Annotated in this window: 16 protein-coding genes; 5 read left to right on the top strand and 11 right to left on the bottom strand. The window is 72.2% G+C overall.

Going from position 1 to position 17,316, the window contains the following annotated elements:
• Positions 1-59: 59 nt before the first annotated feature.
• The 7 genes from KA711_04675 to KA711_04645 are packed head-to-tail and all read right to left on the bottom strand — an operon-like array spanning position 60 to position 6,869.
• A complete protein-coding gene (locus tag KA711_04675; protein MCM0608275.1) occupies positions 60-1,097 on the bottom strand; it encodes a D-cysteine desulfhydrase in 1,038 nt (345 codons plus the stop codon).
• Between the two features lie 16 nt (positions 1,098-1,113).
• A complete protein-coding gene (locus KA711_04670; protein ID MCM0608274.1) occupies positions 1,114-2,028 on the bottom strand; it encodes a glyoxylate/hydroxypyruvate reductase A in 915 nt (304 codons plus the stop codon).
• Positions 2,025-2,516 carry a CinA family protein gene (locus KA711_04665; GenBank protein ID MCM0608273.1) on the bottom strand — a complete coding sequence of 164 codons (492 nt, stop codon included), beginning with the start codon at positions 2,514-2,516 and terminating at the stop codon, positions 2,025-2,027. The genes KA711_04670 and KA711_04665 overlap by 4 nt, the downstream gene beginning before the upstream one ends.
• Positions 2,504-3,040, bottom strand: a complete 537-nt coding sequence (locus KA711_04660; protein ID MCM0608272.1) for a phosphatidylglycerophosphatase A — start codon at positions 3,038-3,040, stop codon at positions 2,504-2,506. Before KA711_04660 ends, KA711_04665 begins: the two co-directional genes overlap by 13 nt.
• Before the next feature lie 14 nt (positions 3,041-3,054).
• Positions 3,055-4,008, bottom strand: coding sequence for a thiamine-phosphate kinase (thiL, locus tag KA711_04655; protein ID MCM0608271.1), 954 nt, complete (start codon positions 4,006-4,008; stop codon positions 3,055-3,057).
• 21 nt (positions 4,009-4,029) lie between these two features.
• Positions 4,030-4,692: a response regulator transcription factor gene (locus KA711_04650; GenBank protein ID MCM0608270.1), complete on the bottom strand. Its 663-nt coding sequence runs from the start codon at positions 4,690-4,692 to the stop codon at positions 4,030-4,032.
• Positions 4,689-6,869: a PAS domain S-box protein gene (locus KA711_04645; GenBank protein MCM0608269.1), complete on the bottom strand. Its 2,181-nt coding sequence runs from the start codon at positions 6,867-6,869 to the stop codon at positions 4,689-4,691. Before KA711_04645 ends, KA711_04650 begins: the two co-directional genes overlap by 4 nt.
• A 162-nt stretch (positions 6,870-7,031) precedes the next feature.
• On the opposite strand from KA711_04645, the gene KA711_04640 reads away from it, so the two are divergent.
• The 4 genes from KA711_04640 (at position 7,032) to KA711_04625 (ending at position 10,824) form a co-directional block, all read left to right on the top strand.
• The gene (locus KA711_04640; GenBank protein ID MCM0608268.1) at positions 7,032-9,383 is read left to right on the top strand and encodes an NADP-dependent malic enzyme; all 2,352 of its coding nucleotides are present in this window, start codon (positions 7,032-7,034) and stop codon (positions 9,381-9,383) included.
• A gap of 425 nt (positions 9,384-9,808) precedes the next feature.
• Positions 9,809-10,153, top strand: coding sequence for a ribonuclease (locus KA711_04635; GenBank protein MCM0608267.1), 345 nt, complete (start codon positions 9,809-9,811; stop codon positions 10,151-10,153).
• A gap of 78 nt (positions 10,154-10,231) precedes the next feature.
• Positions 10,232-10,627: a barstar family protein gene (locus tag KA711_04630; protein MCM0608266.1), complete on the top strand. Its 396-nt coding sequence runs from the start codon at positions 10,232-10,234 to the stop codon at positions 10,625-10,627.
• On the top strand, positions 10,606-10,824 hold the full coding sequence (locus KA711_04625; GenBank protein MCM0608265.1) for a hypothetical protein: 219 nt from the start codon (positions 10,606-10,608) through the stop codon (positions 10,822-10,824). Before KA711_04630 ends, KA711_04625 begins: the two co-directional genes overlap by 22 nt.
• Positions 10,825-10,843: 19 nt before the next feature.
• Here the strand turns inward: KA711_04625 and rsmA are convergent, their stop codons facing one another.
• From rsmA to KA711_04610, 3 genes are read right to left on the bottom strand one after another with little or no spacing between them, the layout of a single operon-like run.
• Complete coding sequence (rsmA, locus tag KA711_04620) at positions 10,844-11,629, bottom strand: 16S rRNA (adenine(1518)-N(6)/adenine(1519)-N(6))-dimethyltransferase RsmA (GenBank protein ID MCM0608264.1); 786 nt, start codon at positions 11,627-11,629, stop codon at positions 10,844-10,846.
• Positions 11,630-11,636: 7 nt separating this feature from the next.
• Positions 11,637-12,962, bottom strand: coding sequence for a peptidylprolyl isomerase (locus tag KA711_04615; protein ID MCM0608263.1), 1,326 nt, complete (start codon positions 12,960-12,962; stop codon positions 11,637-11,639).
• 44 nt (positions 12,963-13,006) lie between these two features.
• A complete protein-coding gene (locus KA711_04610; protein MCM0608262.1) occupies positions 13,007-15,454 on the bottom strand; it encodes an LPS-assembly protein LptD in 2,448 nt (815 codons plus the stop codon).
• A gap of 48 nt (positions 15,455-15,502) precedes the next feature.
• Here KA711_04610 and KA711_04605 point away from each other — a divergent pair, with 48 nt between their 5' ends.
• Entirely contained in the window at positions 15,503-16,618 is a 1,116-nt protein-coding gene (locus KA711_04605) for a phosphotransferase (protein ID MCM0608261.1), read from the top strand.
• Positions 16,619-16,642: 24 nt separating this feature from the next.
• On the opposite strand, the gene KA711_04600 is transcribed toward KA711_04605, so the two are convergent.
• The gene (locus tag KA711_04600; GenBank protein MCM0608260.1) at positions 16,643-17,095 is read right to left on the bottom strand and encodes a fasciclin domain-containing protein; all 453 of its coding nucleotides are present in this window, start codon (positions 17,093-17,095) and stop codon (positions 16,643-16,645) included.
• Positions 17,096-17,316 lie beyond the last annotated feature (221 nt).

The following is a 17,316-nucleotide window of genomic DNA, read 5'->3' as shown; positions in this document are numbered from 1 at the left end:
GGCTTCGACAAGCTCAGCCCGAACGGACTGCACTCTGGCTCGAACGGGCCGCGCAGCGTTCAGGGCGCGACCGCGTCCTGCCCCAGCACCACGCGCTGGTACGGGAACAGCGAGCTCATGCCGCCCGTGTGCAGGAACAGCACACGCTCGCCGGGCTTGAAGACGCCCTCGCGCGCCAGGCCAATGAGCCCGGCCATCACCTTGCCGGTGTAGACGGGGTCGAGCAGGATGGCCTCGGTGCGCGCCAGCAGCTGCACCGCCTCGACCATGCGCGCATTGGGCAGCGAGTACTTGGGCTGCCAGTAGCCGCCGACGCAGCGCACGTCCTCGGGCCGCACGTTGAGCGGCAGGCCGAGCAGATCGCACACCGCCTGCGCCTCCTTCAGCACCAGCGGCTGCTGCTGGCCTGGGTCACGGCTCACGCCAATGCCGGTGATCGGGATGCCCAGATGCTGGCCCATGAAGCCGGCCACCAGCCCGCCGTGCGTGCCCGAGCTGCCGCTGCCCACCACCAGGTGGTCGATGGCGAGTTGGCGCTCGAACAGCTGCTGCTGCAGCTCCTGCGCGCAGGCCACGTAGCCCAGGCCGCCCAGCGCGTTGCTGCCACCACCGGCGATGACGTAGGCCTTGCGGCCAAGCGCGGCCACCTCGTCGGCCACGCGCTGCATGGCCGCGGCCATGTCGGTGCCGGCGGGCACGACGGTGATCGCCTCCACGCCCAGCAGCCGGAACAGGAAGTGGTTGCCGCCGCCTTCGGCGTCGAAGCTGCCGGGCACGCGCTCCTCGATGACGAAGCGGCACTGCAGCCCCTCCTTCACGGCCGCGGCCAGCGTGATGCGGCAGTGGTTGCTCTGCGGCGCGCCGCAGGTCACGAGCGTGTCGCAGCCCTGGGCCAGCGCGTCGGCCACGAGGAACTCGAGCTTGCGCGTCTTGTTGCCGCCGGGCGCCAGGCCCAGCAGGTCGTCGCGCTTGATCCAGACCTCGGGGCCACAGCCGCCAGGGCAGGTGGCGGCGAGCGCGGCGCTGAAGCGCGGCAGGGGTTCGATCGGTGTGGCGCCCTCGGTGTAGCGGCGGCGGGGGAAGCGGGTGAGGTCCATGGGGATGGGTGTCCGGTCAGTAACCGCGCGAGCGGTCGACGAGGTGGGCGATGGGCCTGCCGGCAGCCAGCGCGCGAAGGTTGGCCGCCACCACGGCGGCGGCGCTGCGCGCGTCGGTGGCGGCGGCGGCGTGTGGCAGCACCGTCACGCGCGGGTGCGCCCAGAACGGGTGCGCGGCCGGCAGCGGCTCGGTGTGGAACACGTCGAGCGCGGCGTGTGCCAGGTGGCCGCTGTCGAGCGCGGCCAGCAGCTCGGCATCGACCACGTGGGCGCCGCGTGCCAGGTTCACCAGCGCGGCGCCCCGCGGCAGCGCCGCAAAGGCGCGCGCATCGAGCAGGCCGCGGGTGTCGGGCGTCAGGGGCAGCAGGTTGACGACCAGCTCCCTGCCGGCCAGTCGCTGCGCCAGTGCACCGTCGCCGCGGCCCCAGGTCTGCACCGGGTAGCCCATCGCGGCGATGCGCGCCGCGACCGTGCCGCCCATCTGGCCGCGGCCCAGCACCAGCACCGGCACCTCGTCGGCGCGCCGCTGCGGCAGTGGCTGCCAGAGGCCCTGCCGCTGCTGCGCCTGGTAGCTGAAGAAGCCGCGGTGCAGCGCCAACACGGCCCACAGCGCGGTCTCGGCCATCGCGGCGTTCATGGCCGGGTCGACCATGCGCGCGACGGGCACGTCGACGGGCAGCGTGCGGTCGGCGAGCAGCTTGTCGACGCCAGCCCACAGGCTCTGGATCAGGCGCAGGTCGGGCAGCCGCGCCAGGCGGCCCGCCGCGGGGTTGGCCACCACCGCGGCGGCGATGCCGGCTGGCGCGGTGTCGGCCTCGGCGTCATCCTGCCATTGCACCTCGGGCAGCTGGCGCGCGAGTTCAGCGGCCCAGGCCTCGCGCTCGCCGGCCTCGAAGCGGCCGCTCAACAGCACACGCAGGGGCGCGGTCATGGCTGCTCCGCGGCCTCGGCCAGCCGTTGCAGCGCCATCGCCACCGTGGTGCCGCGCACGGCGTCGCGGTCGCCGCCGAACAGCCGCCGCTCGGCCCGCAGCGAGCCAGCGCGGCCCCAGGCCAGCCACACCGTGCCCACCGGCTTGCCGGGCACCGCGCCGCCGGGGCCGGCGATGCCCGTGACGGCCACCGCCAGCGTGGCGCGCGAGCGCGCCAGCGCGCCGGCCACCATGGCACGGGCGACTTCCTCGCTGACGGCGCCGTGCGCGGCGAGCAGCGCCGCGTCCACGCCCAGCAGTTCGGTCTTGGCCTCGTTGCTGTAGGTGACGAAGCCGCGCTCAAACCAGTCGCTCGACCCGGCGCGCGCCGTGCAGGCCGCGGCAATGAGCCCGCCGGTGCAGCTCTCGGCGGTCGCGAGCCGCTCGCCGCGCGCGGCCAGCAAGCCGGCCAGCCGCTCGATGGCCGGGGCAAAGCTCAGAAGCTCCAAAGCGCTCTCCCCAGCGTGAGGCCCAAGGCCAGCAGCAGCAGTGTGCACCCCGCGGCCACCAGGTCGTCGAACAGGATGCCGAAACCCTGGGCGTGGCCGATGGGTTCGGGCTGACCGTCCACCACGCGGCGCTTGAAGCGCTGGTCGGCCCAGGCCACCGGCCCGGGCTTGGCGGCGTCGAAGCAGCGGAAGAGGCCGAAGGCCACGAGCTGCACCCACCACGGCGCCGGCATCACCAGCCACAGCACGATCCAGAAGGCGACGATCTCGTCCCACACGATGGCGCCGGGGTCGGCCACGCCCAGGTGGCGCGCGGTGCGCGTGCAGGCCCATTGGCCGACGATCAGCGCCGCGACGATGACCATGGCCCAGCCCGCATCGCCCAGCCAGGGGTCGAGCGCGAGGAAGCTCACCCAGCCCCACAGCGTGCCCACCGTGCCCGGCGCCTTGGGCGCGAGACCGCTGCCGAAGCCGTAGGCCACCCAATGCGCCGGGTCGCGCAGCATGAAGCGGGTGCGGTTCATGGCCACACTGGCTTTCACGCAAAGTGGTCGAAGCCGCGTTCGGTGAACGACACCGCGCGGCCGGCGCCATCGACAAGCCGCAGCCCCTGGGCGGCGTCGATGCGGCCGACCGGCGTGACGGCCACGCCGGCCTGCCGGCCCGCGGCGCGCACGGCCTCGTCGTGCGCCGCCGGGGCGCTGAACAGCAGCTCGTAGTCGTCGCCTCCGGCGAGCAGGCAGCGCTGCTGCAGCGCCATCGGCAACGCCGCCAGCACGGCGCTGCGCGGCAGCGCGTCGACGTCGACCACGGCGCCCACGCCCGAGCGTGCGAGCACGTGGCCGAGGTCGCCGACGAGGCCGTCCGACAGGTCGATAGCGCTCGTGGCCACGCCGCGCAGCGCCAGACCCAGCGCCACGCGCGGCTGCGGCAGCTCCATCGCGCGGCGCACCGTCTCGAAGCCCTCGCCGGTCAGCGCCACCGTGCCGCGGAAGACCTCCAGCGCCAGCCGTGCGTCGCCCAGCGTGCCGCTCACCCAGAGCCGGTCGCCTGCGCGTGCGCCGCTGCGCAGCAGCGCCTGCCCGGCCGGCACCTGGCCCAGCACGGTGAGGCACAGGTTCAGCGGGCCGGCGGTGGTGTCGCCGCCCACGAGCTCGATGCCGTGGGCCTCGGCCAGCGCAAACAGGCCGCGTGCCAGCCCGGCGGCGAAGGCGTCGTCGCCGCGCGGCAGCGCCAGCGCCAGCATGAAGGCCAGCGGTTCGGCGCCGCAGGCCGCGAGGTCGCTCAGGTTGACGGCCAGCGCCTTGTGGCCCAGCCGCTCGGGCGCCACGGTGCTGAGGAAATGTCGGCCTTCGACCAGCATGTCGGCCGACACCGCCAGCTGCTGCCCGGGCGCCACGGCAAGCAGCGCGCAGTCGTCGCCCACGCCCAGCAGGGCGCGGCGCACCGGGCGGGTGAAGTGGCGCTGGATGAGCTCGAACTCGCCGGCCATGGTGGGTGCGTTCACACCTTCTCAGCCCTTGCCCAGCGTCGCCAGCACCTTGGCCAGCTCGACCGCGCTCTTGACCTGCATCTTGTCGAACACGCGCGCGCGGTGCACCTCCACCGTGCGCACCGAGATGTCCAGCGCGTCGGCGATCAGCTTGTTGGGCTGGCCCTCCACCACCTGCTGCATCACCGCGCGCTCGCGCTCGGTGAGCTCGGCCAGCCGCGATCGCAGCCCGCCCTGGCTGTCGCGCGCGGCCAGCGCGGTGCGGCTGGCCGCCAGGGCCTGCTCGATGCGGTCGACCAGCCCGTTGTTGGAGAAGGGCTTCTCGACGAAGTCGAAGGCGCCGCGCTTGACCGCCGCCACGGCCGTCGGCACATCGCCATGGCCGGTGAGGAAGATCACCGGCAGCAGGGGCAGCAGGCCCTCGTCGGCCAGCTTCTCGAACAGCGCCAGGCCGCTCAGGCCGGGCATGCGCATGTCGAGCACCAGGCAGGCCGGCGCCGTGGGCCAGGCGGCGCGGCCGCTGGCGCGCTGCGCCGTCAGCCACTCGGCGAAGGCGTCAGCGCTGGCGTAAGCCTCGCTGAGCAGCCGTCGCGAGCGCAACAGCCAGGCCAACGCGTCGCGCACGACGTCTTCGTCGTCGACCAGGTACACCACCGGGATGCCGGCAGCGGGGCTCGAGCTCACGGGCGCGTGGGGGTGAGGGGTTCGGGGTCCGCAGTGTCGCCGCTTTCCGCCGCGGTCGGCCTCGGGGCGGCCCCCGGGTCGGCCCCGCCGCCGCGGGCCGCCGGCAGCGAGAAGCGGAACACCGTGCCGCGGCCCTCGGGGCCGGGGCCGAACTCGAGCGCACCGCCATGCTGCTCGGCAACCGTGCGGCACAGGCTCAGGCCGAGGCCCATGCCCTCGGCGCGGGTGGTGAAGAAGGGCGTGAACAGGCGCGCCGCCACCGCCGGCGGGATGCCCGGGCCCTGATCGGCCACCGTGAAGACGACGCGCCGGCCGTCATCGGCCAGCGCAGCCGCCAGCACCAGCAGCCGGTTGGCGGGCTCGGTGCCGGCTTCCATGGCCTGGATGCCGTTGCGGCTGAGGTTGAGCAGCACCTGCTCGACCATCGTGCGGTCGCAGCGCACCGAGGGCAACCGTGCCACGCCGGCCGGCAGCCGCGCCTCGATGCGCGTGCCGCTCTTGCGCGCCTGCAGTCGCACCAGCGGCAGCACGGCCTCGAACAGGTCTTCGGCGCCGAGGCTCTCGTGCTGCTGCTCGCGCCGCCGCACAAAGGCGTGCACGCTCTTGATCACGCGGCCGGCACGGTCGGCCTGTTCGGCGATGCGCGCCAGCGCCTGGCGCAGCATCGGGCGCAGCGACGGATCGGCCTGCTCCGGACCGTCGTCGAGCAGGTTCAGCGAGCCGCTGGCATAGCTGGCGATGGCCGCCAGCGGCTGGTTGAGCTCGTGGCTCAGCAGCGAGGCCATCTCGCCCACGGTGGCCAGCCGCGCGCTGGCCTGCAGCCGCTCCTGTTGCTGGCGCGACAGCTCCTCGACGCGGCGCTGCGCGCTCAGGTCGACGACGGCGCTCATCCAGCCAGTCTGCTGGCCGGCGCCGTCGACCAGCGGCGCCTCGTAGACCATGACCGGGAAGCGCTCGCCGTCGCTGCGCATGAACACTGTCTCGAGGCCCTCGCGCGCATCGTTGGGCGCGCGGCCGTGGCCTTCCAGCCGCAGGCGCTGGCGGCGGCGGTACTCGGGCACGTACTCCGGCGGCCAGTAGGGCTGGACCTCGGGCGTTCCGGCGGCGTCCGCCGCGCGGGTGGCCGGCCCCAGCAGCTGCTGCTGGCTCAGGCCCACCATCGCGCAGAAGGCCGGGTTGGCATAGGTGACGCGGCCCTGCAGATCGCGCGCGCGCAAGCCGGTGGGCAGCGAGTCCTCCATGGCACGGCGCAGCGCCAGCGCCTCGGCCAGCGCACGCTCGGCCCCGGCACGGCGGCGGCCGTCGCGCGCCAGCAGCGCCACCACCGCAAACAGGGCCAGCGACAGGCCCAGCACCAGCGCCGTGCTCAGGTTGGGCACCAGGCTGGGCCGGCCGCGTGTGTCGTCGGCGCGCACCTGCATCGCAAAACCCGGCAGGTCGAGCACCTGGCGCGCGACGAAGACGCCGGCACCGCGCGCCACGCCTGCGCGCGCCAGCCGTGTGCCGTCGGTTTCGGTCAACGTGATCTCGTGGCCGGCAAACGCGCGCTCGGCACTGACCTGCTCCAGCACGCGGCCGAGCGAGAAGCTGCCCACGAGCACGCCGCCGCCGGCTGCGGGCGCGAGCGGCAGGCACAGGTCGACGACCTCGGTGCCCTGGCCGTCGGGCAGCGGCACGAAGTAGGAGCGCGAGAAGCTCGGCGCCCCGGCAATGCGTGCGGCGCTGCAGGCCAGCTCGGCCTCGGTGCTGAGGGCGGCGCGCGGCATCTGCGCGAACAGGGCCGGCGCGTAGGGCGTGTCCTGCGCGCGCACGAGGCCGAAGTCGTCGTTGCGCCACTCCACGCGCTCCAGGCCCTGGCGCGCGCGCAGCAGCGCCGCCAAGCCGGCGTCACGCTGCGCATCGGGCTGCGGAAAGCTCAGCGACTGCAGCTCGTGCGCCTGGCGCAGCACCTCGCGCTTCATCGCGGCCGCGGCCAGCGTGGCCACGCGCTCGGCATCGTCTTGAGCGCGGCTGCTCTCGTAGCTGAGCGACAGCACCACCAGCAGCGATTGCGCCACGCCGAGCAGGGCCATCAGGGCGGTCCACAGCAGCACGCGCCGCGCAAGGCCGCGCTGCGACAGCCGGGGCAAGGGCATCGCTGGCGACGGGATTGGAGAAGGGGGCGGCGGGGCGGTCATGCGCGACGGCGCCATGGCGCCCGCACGCGGCGCGCGGGCTCCGGCGTGCCGAGTATCCGCAGCCGCTGCGCAAAGCAGCTACGCAGTTTCTCGTACTGCGGCTTGCGGCGCTGCGCCCAGGGGCGGCTCCTACAATGAAATTCAGCCAGGAGACCCGCCACCATGTCGAGCCCGAACGATTCCAGCGCGGCCGAACGCGCCGCGCAGCTGCGCCGTGCCGCGCTCGACTACCACGAGCATCCGACGCCCGGCAAGCTGGCCATCTCGGCCACCAAGCAGATGCTGAACCAGCGCGATCTCGCGCTGGCCTACAGCCCCGGCGTGGCCGCAGCCTGTGAGGAGATCGTCGCCGACCCCGCCAACGTGTTCCGCTACACCGCGCGCGGCAACCTGGTGGCCGTGGTCACCAACGGCACCGCCGTGCTGGGCCTGGGCGACATCGGCCCGCTGGCCGCCAAGCCGGTGATGGAAGGCAAGGCGGTGCTCTTCAAGAAGTTCGCCGGCATCGACGTCTTCGACATCGAGATCGCCGAGAAGAACCTCGACAAGCTCGTCGACGTGATCGCCGCGCTGGAGCCCACCTTTGGCGGCATCAACCTCGAGGACATCAGGGCCCCCGACTGCTTCTACGTCGAGCGCAGGCTGCGCGAGCGCATGCGCATCCCGGTGTTCCACGACGACCAGCACGGCACCGCCATCGTCGTGGGCGCCGCGGTTCTGAACGCGCTCAAGGTGGTGGGCAAGAAGATCGACGAGATCAAGCTCGTCACCAGCGGCGCAGGCGCTGCCGCGCTGGCCTGCCTGGGCCTGCTGGTGAAGCTGGGCGTGCCGCGCTCGAACATCTGGGTCACGGATCTCGCGGGGGTCGTCTACCAGGGCCGCACCGAGCTGATGGACGAGGACAAGGCGCAGTTCGCGCAGGACACCGCGCACCGCAAGCTGGCCGACGTGCTGCCCGGGGCCGACATCTTCCTGGGCCTGAGCGCTGCCGGCGTGCTCAAGCCCGAGATGCTGGCGCAGATGGCACCCAGTCCGCTGATCTTCGCGCTGGCCAACCCCACGCCCGAGATCGCGCCCGAGCTCGCCAAGCAGGCGCGACCCGACGCCATCATTGCGACCGGCCGGACCGACTACGCGAACCAGGTCAACAACGTCCTGTGTTTCCCGTACATCTTCCGCGGCGCACTCGACTGCGGCGCAACGACGGTGAACGATGCCATGGAGATCGCTGCGGTGCACGCCATCGCCGAGTTGGCGCAGGCCGAGCAGAGCGAAGTTGTGGCCGCGGCCTACGCCGGCGCGACGCTGAGCTTCGGGCCCGAGTACCTGATTCCCAAGCCCTTTGATCACCGGCTGATGGAGCGCATCGCGCCGGCCGTGGCCCAGGCGGCGGCCGCCAGCGGCGTGGCCTCGCGCCCGATCGCCGATCTCGAGGCCTACCGTGAGCGGCTGCGCCAGTTCGTGTACGCCTCGGGCACGGTGATGAAGCCGATCTACGACCAGGCCAAGAAGGCGCGCTCGCGCCGCGTGGCCTATGCCGAGGGCGAGGAGGAGCGCGTGCTGCGCGCCGTGCAGGTGGTGGTCGACGAGGGCCTGGCGCGGCCCACGCTCATCGGCCGGCCGGCCGTCATCGCCAGCCGCGTCGAGAAGTTCGGCCTGCGCCTGAAGGAGGGCCTGGACTACGACGTCGTCAACGTCGAGCACGACGAGCGCTACCGCGACTTCTGGATGAGTTACCACCGCCTCACCGAGCGCAAGGGCGTTTCGGTGCAGGTGGCGAAGATCGAGATGCGGCGCCGGCTGACGCTCATCGGCGCCATGCTGCTGAAGAAGGGCCATGTCGACGGCCTGCTGTGCGGCACCTGGGGCACCACGGCCAACCACCTGCAGTACATCGACCAGGTCATCGGCACGCGCCAGGGCGGCAGCCCGCGCACCGCGCAGGACGTGGCCGTCTACGCCTGCATGAACTGCCTGCTGCTGCCGGGGCGGCAGGTGTTCGTGGTGGACACGCATGTCAACGCCGACCCGAGCCCGGAGCAGCTGGCCGAGATCACCGCGATGGCGGCCGAAGAGATGCTGCGCTTTGGCATCACGCCGAAGGCGGCGTTGCTGTCGCACAGCAACTTCGGCACCCACGACACGCCGAGCGCGCAGAAGATGCGGCGCACGCTGGCGCTGCTGCGCGAGCAGGCGCCCTGGCTGGAGTGTGACGGCGAGATGCACGGCGACATCGCGCTCGACGCCGAGGCGCGCCACAAGCTGATGCCCGAAGGCACCCTCAGCGGCGAGGCCAACCTGCTGGTGATGCCCAACATCGACGCCGCCAACATCGCCTACAACCTGCTCAAGACGGCCGCCGGCGGCGGCATCGCCATCGGCCCGGTGCTGCTGGGGGCGGACAAGCCGGTGCACATCCTCACCCCGTCAGCCACGGTGCGGCGCATCGTCAACATGACCGCCCTCGTGGTGGCAGATGCGGAAGCCGGACGTCAATCAAGCCCTGCGGCTTGATTGACGCCTGCTTCCGAGCCCGAGCTCTGCGAGGGCGCGGCCTGCAAGGCGAGGCAGGACGTGAGGCGCCGGAAGGCGCCGAGCGCCAGCCGAGGGCCTGAGTGCGATTTCACGCGCTCAGGCGGAAGCCGGACGTCAATCCGGCTCGGAAAGCCCGGCGAGGCCATGGAACTTCGTCTGAACCCGAGTGCTCACAGCCATGTGAGCGCCCACTGATAACCCTGCTCGCGCGCCCCAATCGAGGGCTGCAGCTTGAGTTTTCGAGGGGCAGACGCTAGCATCCTCGTTTGTTTTTTCAGGGTTACCCCGTGTTCTGGACCGGATCTCAGGCTGCGGCACCTGCGCCAGCAGGGCGCCGGTGGTGCGCACTGACAGCGCGGGGGTGCCGGGCGGCCGCTGCCGCGCTGCTGGTGGGTCTGCTGGGCATGGCCGGCGCCGGGCCGACGGCAGCCCGGACGCCCGAACACCCGGTTGCGATCGCCGACGCCGTGGCGCTGGCTGCGCTGCCGCGTGAGGCCCGGCAGACTCACGGGCTGATCCTGGCCGGCGGCCCGTTCCCGTACCAGAAGGATGGCACCGTGTTCTTCAACCGCGAACGGCTGCTGCCGCAGCGGCCACGCGGCCAGTATCGCGAGTACACGGTGCGCACGCCCGGCTTGTCGCACCGCGGCGCCCGGCGCATCGTCTGCGGCGGGCTGCCCCCGAACCAACCCGAGGTCTGCTACTACACCGCCGACCACTACGCCAGCTTCAAGCGCATTCAACCCTGATCCCCGCACAAAGCCTGCGCCATGAACGCCGCCACCGATCACGCTTACCTTTCCATGCCCACCAGGAGGATCGCGACCATGGAGTTGCAGACCATCCGACCCAATCTCGTGCAGGCCATCCGCGCCTACCGGGTTGACGACCTGATGACCGCGGCCCAGACCGCCGGCCATCATTTCCTGTACGCCAACCTTTCGGGCGCGCAGACCAAACAGGACGTGCTCGACGGCATCGCCGCGGCGTTCACGTTCCCGGCGCACTTCGGCAAAAACCTCGATGCGCTGTATGACTGCATGACCGACCTCGTGCACAAGAGCGGCCAGCAGCCGGGCTTCGTCGTCGTGCTGGAGCAGCTCCCCGACAACCCGCGCTTCGACCGCGAGGCCCGCGAGCAGCTGCTCGAAGTGTTCCGCGATGCCGCCGAATACTGGGGCGATCGCCGCATCGCGTTCCGATGTTTCTACTCTTTTCAGTAGCCCGCTCCCAGGAAAACGGGTCATGGGAGCGGGCTGCTGAAACGGCCCAGACCACGCCGGCTGCCGCCGGCACCGCGGCGTCCAAGCCAACCGCCGCCAAAGTGGTGTCCAAGAACGGCACCCATTCGAGCTTTGGCATGAACATGCCGATGATGAGCAGCGCCTTCGACACGGCCGCCTGGCTGTCGGCCGCCTGAGTGACGGGCCGGGGCCAGCTCAGGCCTGGTGCAGCGCCAGCGACACGTACTCGGCCACCGGCACCTCCTCGGCGCGGCGGTGCAGGTCGAATGGGGCACCCTGTGCGTGCTGGTCGATCCAGTGGCCCAGCGTGTGGCGCAGCAGCTTGCGCCGCTGCGAAAACGCCGCCGCCACGAGCGCGCCCAGCCGGGCGGCGTCGATCGTGGCCACCGCCTCGGCCGGCTTCGGCACCATGCGCACGACGGCCGAATCCACGCGCGGCGGCGGCTCGAAGGCTGCCGGTGGCACGTCGAGCACGGCCTCGATGGCATAGCGCCACTGCAGCATCACCGACAGGCGGCCATAGTCCTTGCCCCCTGGCGCAGCGGCCATGCGTTCCACGACCTCCTTCTGCAGCATGAAGTGCTGGTCGCGCACCTGCCCCGCCACCGGCAGCAGGTGGAAGAGGATGGGGCTGGAGATGTTGTAGGGCAGGTTGCCCACCACGCGCAGCGGCCGGCCGGCCTGCGCCGCCAGGACCCCGAAGTCGACGCTCAGCACGTCGGCCTCGATCACCGCCAGCCCGGGCCGGCCCTGGCCGCGCAGCCGCTCGGCAAGGTCACGGTCGAGCTCGATGACGCTCAGCGCCCCGGTGCGTTCGAGCAGCGGCTGCGTCATGGCACCCAGGCCGGGGCCGATTTCCACCAGCGCATCGCCGGGCCGCGGCTGGATGGCGCGCACGATGTCGCCGATCACGCCCTCGTCGGCCAGGAAGTGCTGGCCGAAGCGCTTCCTGGCGAAAGGCGCGCCGCGGCCGCCGCTCATGGCCCGCTCACAAAGGCGGCTCGCGCAACTCGACGTAGGCGCGCGAGCGCAGTTCCCGGGTCCAGTCGAGGTAGGCCTGATCAAAGCGCTGCTCGCGCAGCACGTTGCGCGCCTGCTCGCGCAGCTGGCGCAGCTCCAGCGTGGTGTTGCGCCGCTCCAGCACCTGGATGAGGTGCACGCCGAAACGCGACACGACAGGGTCGGACAGGCCGTTGAGCGGCAGCGCGTTCATCGCCGTCTCGAACTCCGGCACCATCTGCCCGGGGTTCGACCAGCCCAGGTCGCCGCCCGCGGCCGCGCTGCCGTCTTCGCTGACGCGCCGGGCCAGGTCCTCGAAGCGGGCGGTGCCGGCTTCGATCTGGCGCTTGTACTCGGCCAGGCGGCTCGCCGCGGTGGGCGCATCCAGCTGGGGCGAAGTGCGCAGCAGGATGTGGCGCGCCCGCGTCTGTGTGGCCTCGCCGAGCGTGCGTTCGCGTCGCTCGACCAGCTTCATCACGTGGAAGCCGGCACCAGAGCGCAGCAAAGTCGGCGCGACCTCGCCGTTCTTCAGGCCGCGTGTGTGCTCGACGAAGAGATCGGGCAAGCGCGACGCGGGCCGCAGGCCGATCACGCCGCCGCGCTCGCGGTTGCTGTCCTCGCTGATCTCGCGCGCCACAGCGGCAAAGTCGGCGCCGGCGCGAACCCGCGCCAGCGCGCCCTCGGCGCGCGCCTTGCGCTCGGCCAGCACGGTGGGGCTTGCGCCCTCGGGGACGGTCACCAGGATCTGTGCCAGGTTCGTTTCGGCGTCGGCGTTGAGGGCGCGGCGCTGCTCCTCGAGTTGGCGGTCGACCTCGTCGTCGGAGATGCGGATGCGCTGGTAGACCTCGCGTTCGCGCACCCGCTCCATCATGAGCTGGTCGCGAAGATTGGCGCGGAAGCGCGCGAAGTCCATGCCCTCTTCGGCCAGACGCTGGCGCAGCACCTCGGGCGTGAGCTGGTTCTGAAGCGCGATGTTCTGCACCGCGCGGTCGACTTCGGCGTCGTCGACGCGCGTGCCGCTGTCGCGGGCCAGCGTGATCATCGCGCGCTCGTCGATCAGGGCATCAAGCGCCAGTTGGCGCAGCTCCGCCTCGGGCGGCACCGGCTGGCCGGCGCGTTGCGCCTCGGCGCGCGCGCGCTGGATGCGGCGCTCCACCTCGCCGGCCGTCACCGATTCCTGGTTGACGACGGCGGCGATCCAGTCGGCGTTGCGTGCCGCGCCCGCCTGGGCCTGTGCGCCAGCGGCGACCGCGATGAGCAGCGCCAGCGCCAGCGGGCGCACGGGAAACAGCGGGCTGGACGTAGGAGTTGGCATCGTGGTCATCGGAAAGGGGCTCTGAGGGCGCGCGTGACACGGCTTCAGGGTGTCGGGCCGCCGGCGGCAGTCCGGCCGCCGGCGCGCTCATCGCGCAGCAGACGGTAGCCGGGAATATTGTCCCTCAAGACCTTCAGCGGGTTGGAGCCCAGCCGTGACAGGCCCACCAGCTCCAGCTGCACCAGGATGCGCGTGGTGGCCTGGCTGCGACCGGTGGACAGCTGCTCGGCCACCACCCGCGCGATCCAGCAGCCGGCGTCGTACTCCAGGCCGAGGATGGAGTCGGTGAGCCGGCGGTCCTTCAGGCTGTAGTTCAAGCGCCCCACCGAGTACCAGGCGCCGCGGCAGCCGCGGTCGCCCGCGGGCACCCTGGCCGGCTGCCCGCTGCCGGGCACGGCGCCCCACACCGGCCACTGCCAGCCCACCTCGAGTTGTTCCGACAGGCCCCGAGCGAGGCGGTAGGTCGCGCCCACCGTGCGGAAAGGACCGGGCGAGTAGCGCGCCCCCAGGATCGAACGCACCGAGCGCTGGATGTCGGGGCTGTACTGCACGGCGGCATCCAGCGTCCAGCCCGGCAGCACACTGGTGCTGCCGACCAGCAGCGCGTCGGAGAAGCGGTTCTCAAGCGGCGGGCCGTCGGGCGAGCCGTCGACTTGCGGCGCCACGCGCTGTGGGCGCAGCAGCAGGCGCTGCACGAGCCCCAGACGCAGCGCCTCGGCGCCGCTGGCGGCATCCACCAGCCGGGTGGTGAAGCCCGTGGTCAGCTGGCGAGCGTCGGAGACGCGGTCCACGCCCGAGAACGCGTTGTCGGTGAACAGCGAGACGATGTTGAAGTCCTTGCCGGCCGAGTCGTAGTTGGGCAGCGTGCTCTGCAGCCGGTAGGGCGTGTGCACGAACAGCAGCCGCGGCTCCAGCGTCTGGCGCAACTCGCGGCCGAAAAACACGGCGCTGCGTTCCAGTTCCAGGCCGAGGTCGATGCTGAAGGTCGGGATGGCGCGCTGCGCGTCGACGATGCCGCTGGCCAGGCGCTCGGTGTTGCGGTAGGCCGCGGCATTGACCGCCAGCCGCGGCACCACGAACCAGCCGGCTCCGCGCAGCGGCCGCGCCACCGAGCCGATGGCGTGCCAGCGGTCGCCGGTGGGCCGACCGAGCGCACGGGCCTGGTCGTCGGGCAAGGTGAATCGGTTGAACTCGCTCTCCAGCGCCAGCTCCAGCCCACCGGCGGCGCGCGTTTGCAGCCACAGACCCAGCTGCGGGCTGCGCTCGTAGGGCGCGGTGACGAAGGAGTCCGGGTCTTGAAGCACCTGCCACTTCAACGCGCGGGCGTACAGGCGGGCCTGGCCTTCGCCCAGCAGCGAAGAAGCCGGCAGTGCGAAGTGGCGCTCGATGCCGGCGGTCCCGGCCAGCAGCCGCGGCGTGAAGCTGCGGCTGCCGTCAGGGAAGTCCTTCCACCAGGCATCGTCGCTGACGCGCGCGATCTCGGCGTCGATGCGCCAGCCGCGCGCCGGTTCGCCCTGGTGCAGCCACTGAAGTGAGCCGCGCGAACGCCGTGCGATCTGGTCGTTGGGCACGGCGTCCAGGCGCACGCTGCCCTCGTGGCGGGGCTCGAGGTAGCGGAACTCGCTGTCCAGGCCGAAGCCCCGCCGGGTGATGACGCGCGGCGCCAGCGTGGCGTCGCGGTTGGGTGCGATGTTCCAGTACCACGGCACCGAGACGATCAGGCCGCTGCGGTTGTCGATGTTGATCGACGGTGGCAGCCATCCGCTCTTGCGCTGGTCGCTGATCGGGAAGCTCAGGCGGGGCAGCGCCAGGATCGGCACGCCCAGGAAGCGCAGCTGCGCGCCGTCGGCCACGCCCTCGTTGGCGTCGAGGTCGAGCGTGACGCGGTCGGTCTTGAGCACCCAGTCGGGCTCGGCGCCCTCGGCCGCCGGGTCGACGCGCGGGCAGCTGGTGTAGCTGGCGCGGGTGGCGCGCGAGCGCCCGGGGCCGAGGAAGTCGATGCGGTCGGCGCGGCCACCGGTGCCGAGCTCGGCGAAGTCGAAGCTCGGCGCGAGGAAGTGGCCCTCGAAGCGCTGGACCGCGATCTCCAGCTCCTGCCCGCTGTAGACGGCGCCTTCGCGCGCGATGCTCACACTGCCGATGGCGCGCGCGGTGTCGCGCAGGTGGTCGTAGGCCAGACGGTCGGCGCGGATCACGAGACCACCGCGGCGGAACTCCACCTCGCCCTCGGCCACGGTCTGCTGCCCGGGCTGGCTGCTGAGCGTGCGGGACTGCAGCACGATGGGCAGCCGCCGGGCGCCTTCAGCGCGGGGCAGGGGTGCCAGGCGCGTGGAGGGTTCGAGCGCCGAGGCCGGCGCCGGGGCGGCCGCGGCGGAAGCAGCGGACGCAGCCGCCACGGGCGACACGGCTTGCTCGGGGCCTTCTTGCGCGCCGTGTGCCGGTGCGGCCGTGGCGATTGCGGCGACCGCCAGGGCCAGCGTCGGGTGGGTCATGCGCTCGGAGGCGGGCGTTGGAAGCGCGGTTCTTAAAATGGATTATCCATGAGCGACTCTGTCCCGGCGCCGGCCGCTGTTCCACCCGCCGACCTACCCGCCGACGGCCGTGTCGCCTGGGGTGATCCTGTCCGCCGAACGGCCTTCGGGCAGTGGCTGTCCACGATCGCGCCGCGCCACGGCCTGGATGCGGCCAGCCTGGCGCCGGCCTCGGCCGATGCCAGCTTCCGCCGCTATCTGCGCGTGGCCGCCCTGGCGGGCAGCCGCATCGTGATGGACGCCCCGCCGCCGCTGGAGGACACCCGCCCTTTCGTGCAGGTGGCCGCGCTGCTGGCCGGCGCCGGGCTGCACGTGCCGCGCGTGCTGGAGGCCGAGGTTGAGCAGGGCTTCCTGTTGCTCGACGACCTCGGCACCGAGCCCTACCTGGCCGCCCTGCAGGCGGCCCAGGCCGCAGGCGACGGCGCCCGGGCCGACCGCCTGATGCGCGATGCCATCGCCGCGCTGGTGACGATGCAACGCCATGCCGACGCCCGCCGGCTGCCGCCGTTCGACGAGGCGCTGCTGCGCCGCGAGCTCGAACTGTTCCCCGTCTGGTGCGTGGCGCGCGAGCACGGCATCGCCTGGGGCGACGGCGAGCGGCGGGCCTGGCAGGGCCTGTGCGACGTGCTGGTGGCCAGCGCGCTGGCGCAGCCGGTGGTGGCCGTGCATGCCGACTGGATGCCGCGCAACCTGATGGTCTGCGGCGGGCCCGGCTCGCCCGGCAACCCGGGCGTGCTCGACTTTCAGGACGCCGTGGCCGGACCGGTGAGCTACGACATCGCCTCGCTGCTGCGCGACGCCTTCCTGTCCTGGCCCGAGGAGCAGGAGATCGACTGGGCCGTGCGCTGGTGGCAGGCCGCGCGCAAGGCCGGCGTGCCGGTGGCCGAGGATTTCGGCGAGTGCTGGCGGGCGCTGGAGTGGATGGGCCTGCAGCGCCACCTCAAGGTGCTGGGCATCTTCTGCCGTCTCAAGCACCGCGACGGCAAGGCCGGCTACGCTGCCGACCTGCCGCGCTTCTTCGGCTACGCCACCCGGGTGGCGCTGCGCTACCGCCCGCTGGCCCCGCTGCTGAAGCTGTTGGAGCCGATGAGCGAGCGAACCGTGGCGGCCGGCTACACCTTTTGACGATGCGGCCGGCCGCGGGCCGGCTTACTTCGGCAGCACCACCGTGTCGATGACGTGGATGACGCCATTGCTGGCCACGACGTCGGCCTGCACGACCTTGGCGTTGTTGACGGTGACCCCGCCCGTGGTGCCCAGCGTCAGCAGGCCGCCTTGCACCGTCTTCACACTGCCGGCCTTCACGTCCTTGGCCATCACCCGGCCCGGCACCACGTGGTAGGTGAGCACGGCGGTGAGTCGGGCCTTGTCCTTGAGCAGGGCGTCGAGATCGGCCTTCGGGATCTTGGCGAAGGCCGCGTCGGTGGGTGCGAACACCGTGAACGGGCCCGGGCCCTTGAGCGTGTCGACGAGGCCGGCCGCCTGCAGCGCCGTGGCCAGCGTCTTGAACGAGCCGGCGGCCACCGCGGTGTCGACGATGTCCTTGGCCTGGGCGGCCAGCGAAGCCGCGGCCAGGGTGGCGGCGATGAAGAGTTTTTTCATGGAGAGGGTCCTTTCGGGGACGTTGGGGGTCAGGGATGCGGGTGGATCAGGGCCGCGGCAGGATGACGCGGTCGATGACGTGCACGACACCGATGCACCAGTTCAACATCGAATGGCTCCTGCGTTTGGGGCCGGCGTGCCTGGCGGGCCCGGCCGGTCGTGTGGCCATGCGAAAAAGCATGGTGCAGCAGGAGTATACCGATTGGTTTCTTGAATGAACT

The sequence above is a fragment of the Ideonella sp. WA131b genome (assembly GCA_023657425.1).
GTDB lineage: Bacteria > Pseudomonadota > Gammaproteobacteria > Burkholderiales > Burkholderiaceae_C > Rubrivivax.
The sequence above is the reverse complement of the archived record's forward strand: the minus strand, read 5'-3'. Positions and strand labels throughout refer to the sequence as shown.

Excerpts from the sequence above, each read along its gene's own strand:
- KA711_04675 (MCM0608275.1), bottom strand. The coding sequence starts at position 1,097 with ATGGACCTCACCCGCTTCCCCCGCCGCCGCTACACCGAGGGCGCCACA.
- KA711_04670 (MCM0608274.1), bottom strand. The coding sequence starts at position 2,028 with ATGACCGCGCCCCTGCGTGTGCTGTTGAGCGGCCGCTTCGAGGCCGGC.
- KA711_04660 (MCM0608272.1), bottom strand. The coding sequence starts at position 3,040 with ATGAACCGCACCCGCTTCATGCTGCGCGACCCGGCGCATTGGGTGGCC.
- thiL (MCM0608271.1), bottom strand. The coding sequence starts at position 4,008 with ATGGCCGGCGAGTTCGAGCTCATCCAGCGCCACTTCACCCGCCCGGTG.
- KA711_04645 (MCM0608269.1), bottom strand. The coding sequence starts at position 6,869 with ATGACCGCCCCGCCGCCCCCTTCTCCAATCCCGTCGCCAGCGATGCCC.
- KA711_04640 (MCM0608268.1), top strand. The coding sequence starts at position 7,032 with ATGTCGAGCCCGAACGATTCCAGCGCGGCCGAACGCGCCGCGCAGCTG.
- KA711_04635 (MCM0608267.1), top strand. The coding sequence starts at position 9,809 with ATGGCCGGCGCCGGGCCGACGGCAGCCCGGACGCCCGAACACCCGGTT.
- KA711_04630 (MCM0608266.1), top strand. The coding sequence starts at position 10,232 with ATGGAGTTGCAGACCATCCGACCCAATCTCGTGCAGGCCATCCGCGCC.
- KA711_04625 (MCM0608265.1), top strand. The coding sequence starts at position 10,606 with ATGTTTCTACTCTTTTCAGTAGCCCGCTCCCAGGAAAACGGGTCATGG.
- rsmA (MCM0608264.1), bottom strand. The coding sequence starts at position 11,629 with ATGAGCGGCGGCCGCGGCGCGCCTTTCGCCAGGAAGCGCTTCGGCCAG.
- KA711_04615 (MCM0608263.1), bottom strand. The coding sequence starts at position 12,962 with ATGCCAACTCCTACGTCCAGCCCGCTGTTTCCCGTGCGCCCGCTGGCG.
- KA711_04610 (MCM0608262.1), bottom strand. The coding sequence starts at position 15,454 with ATGACCCACCCGACGCTGGCCCTGGCGGTCGCCGCAATCGCCACGGCC.
- KA711_04605 (MCM0608261.1), top strand. The coding sequence starts at position 15,503 with ATGAGCGACTCTGTCCCGGCGCCGGCCGCTGTTCCACCCGCCGACCTA.
- KA711_04600 (MCM0608260.1), bottom strand. The coding sequence starts at position 17,095 with ATGAAAAAACTCTTCATCGCCGCCACCCTGGCCGCGGCTTCGCTGGCC.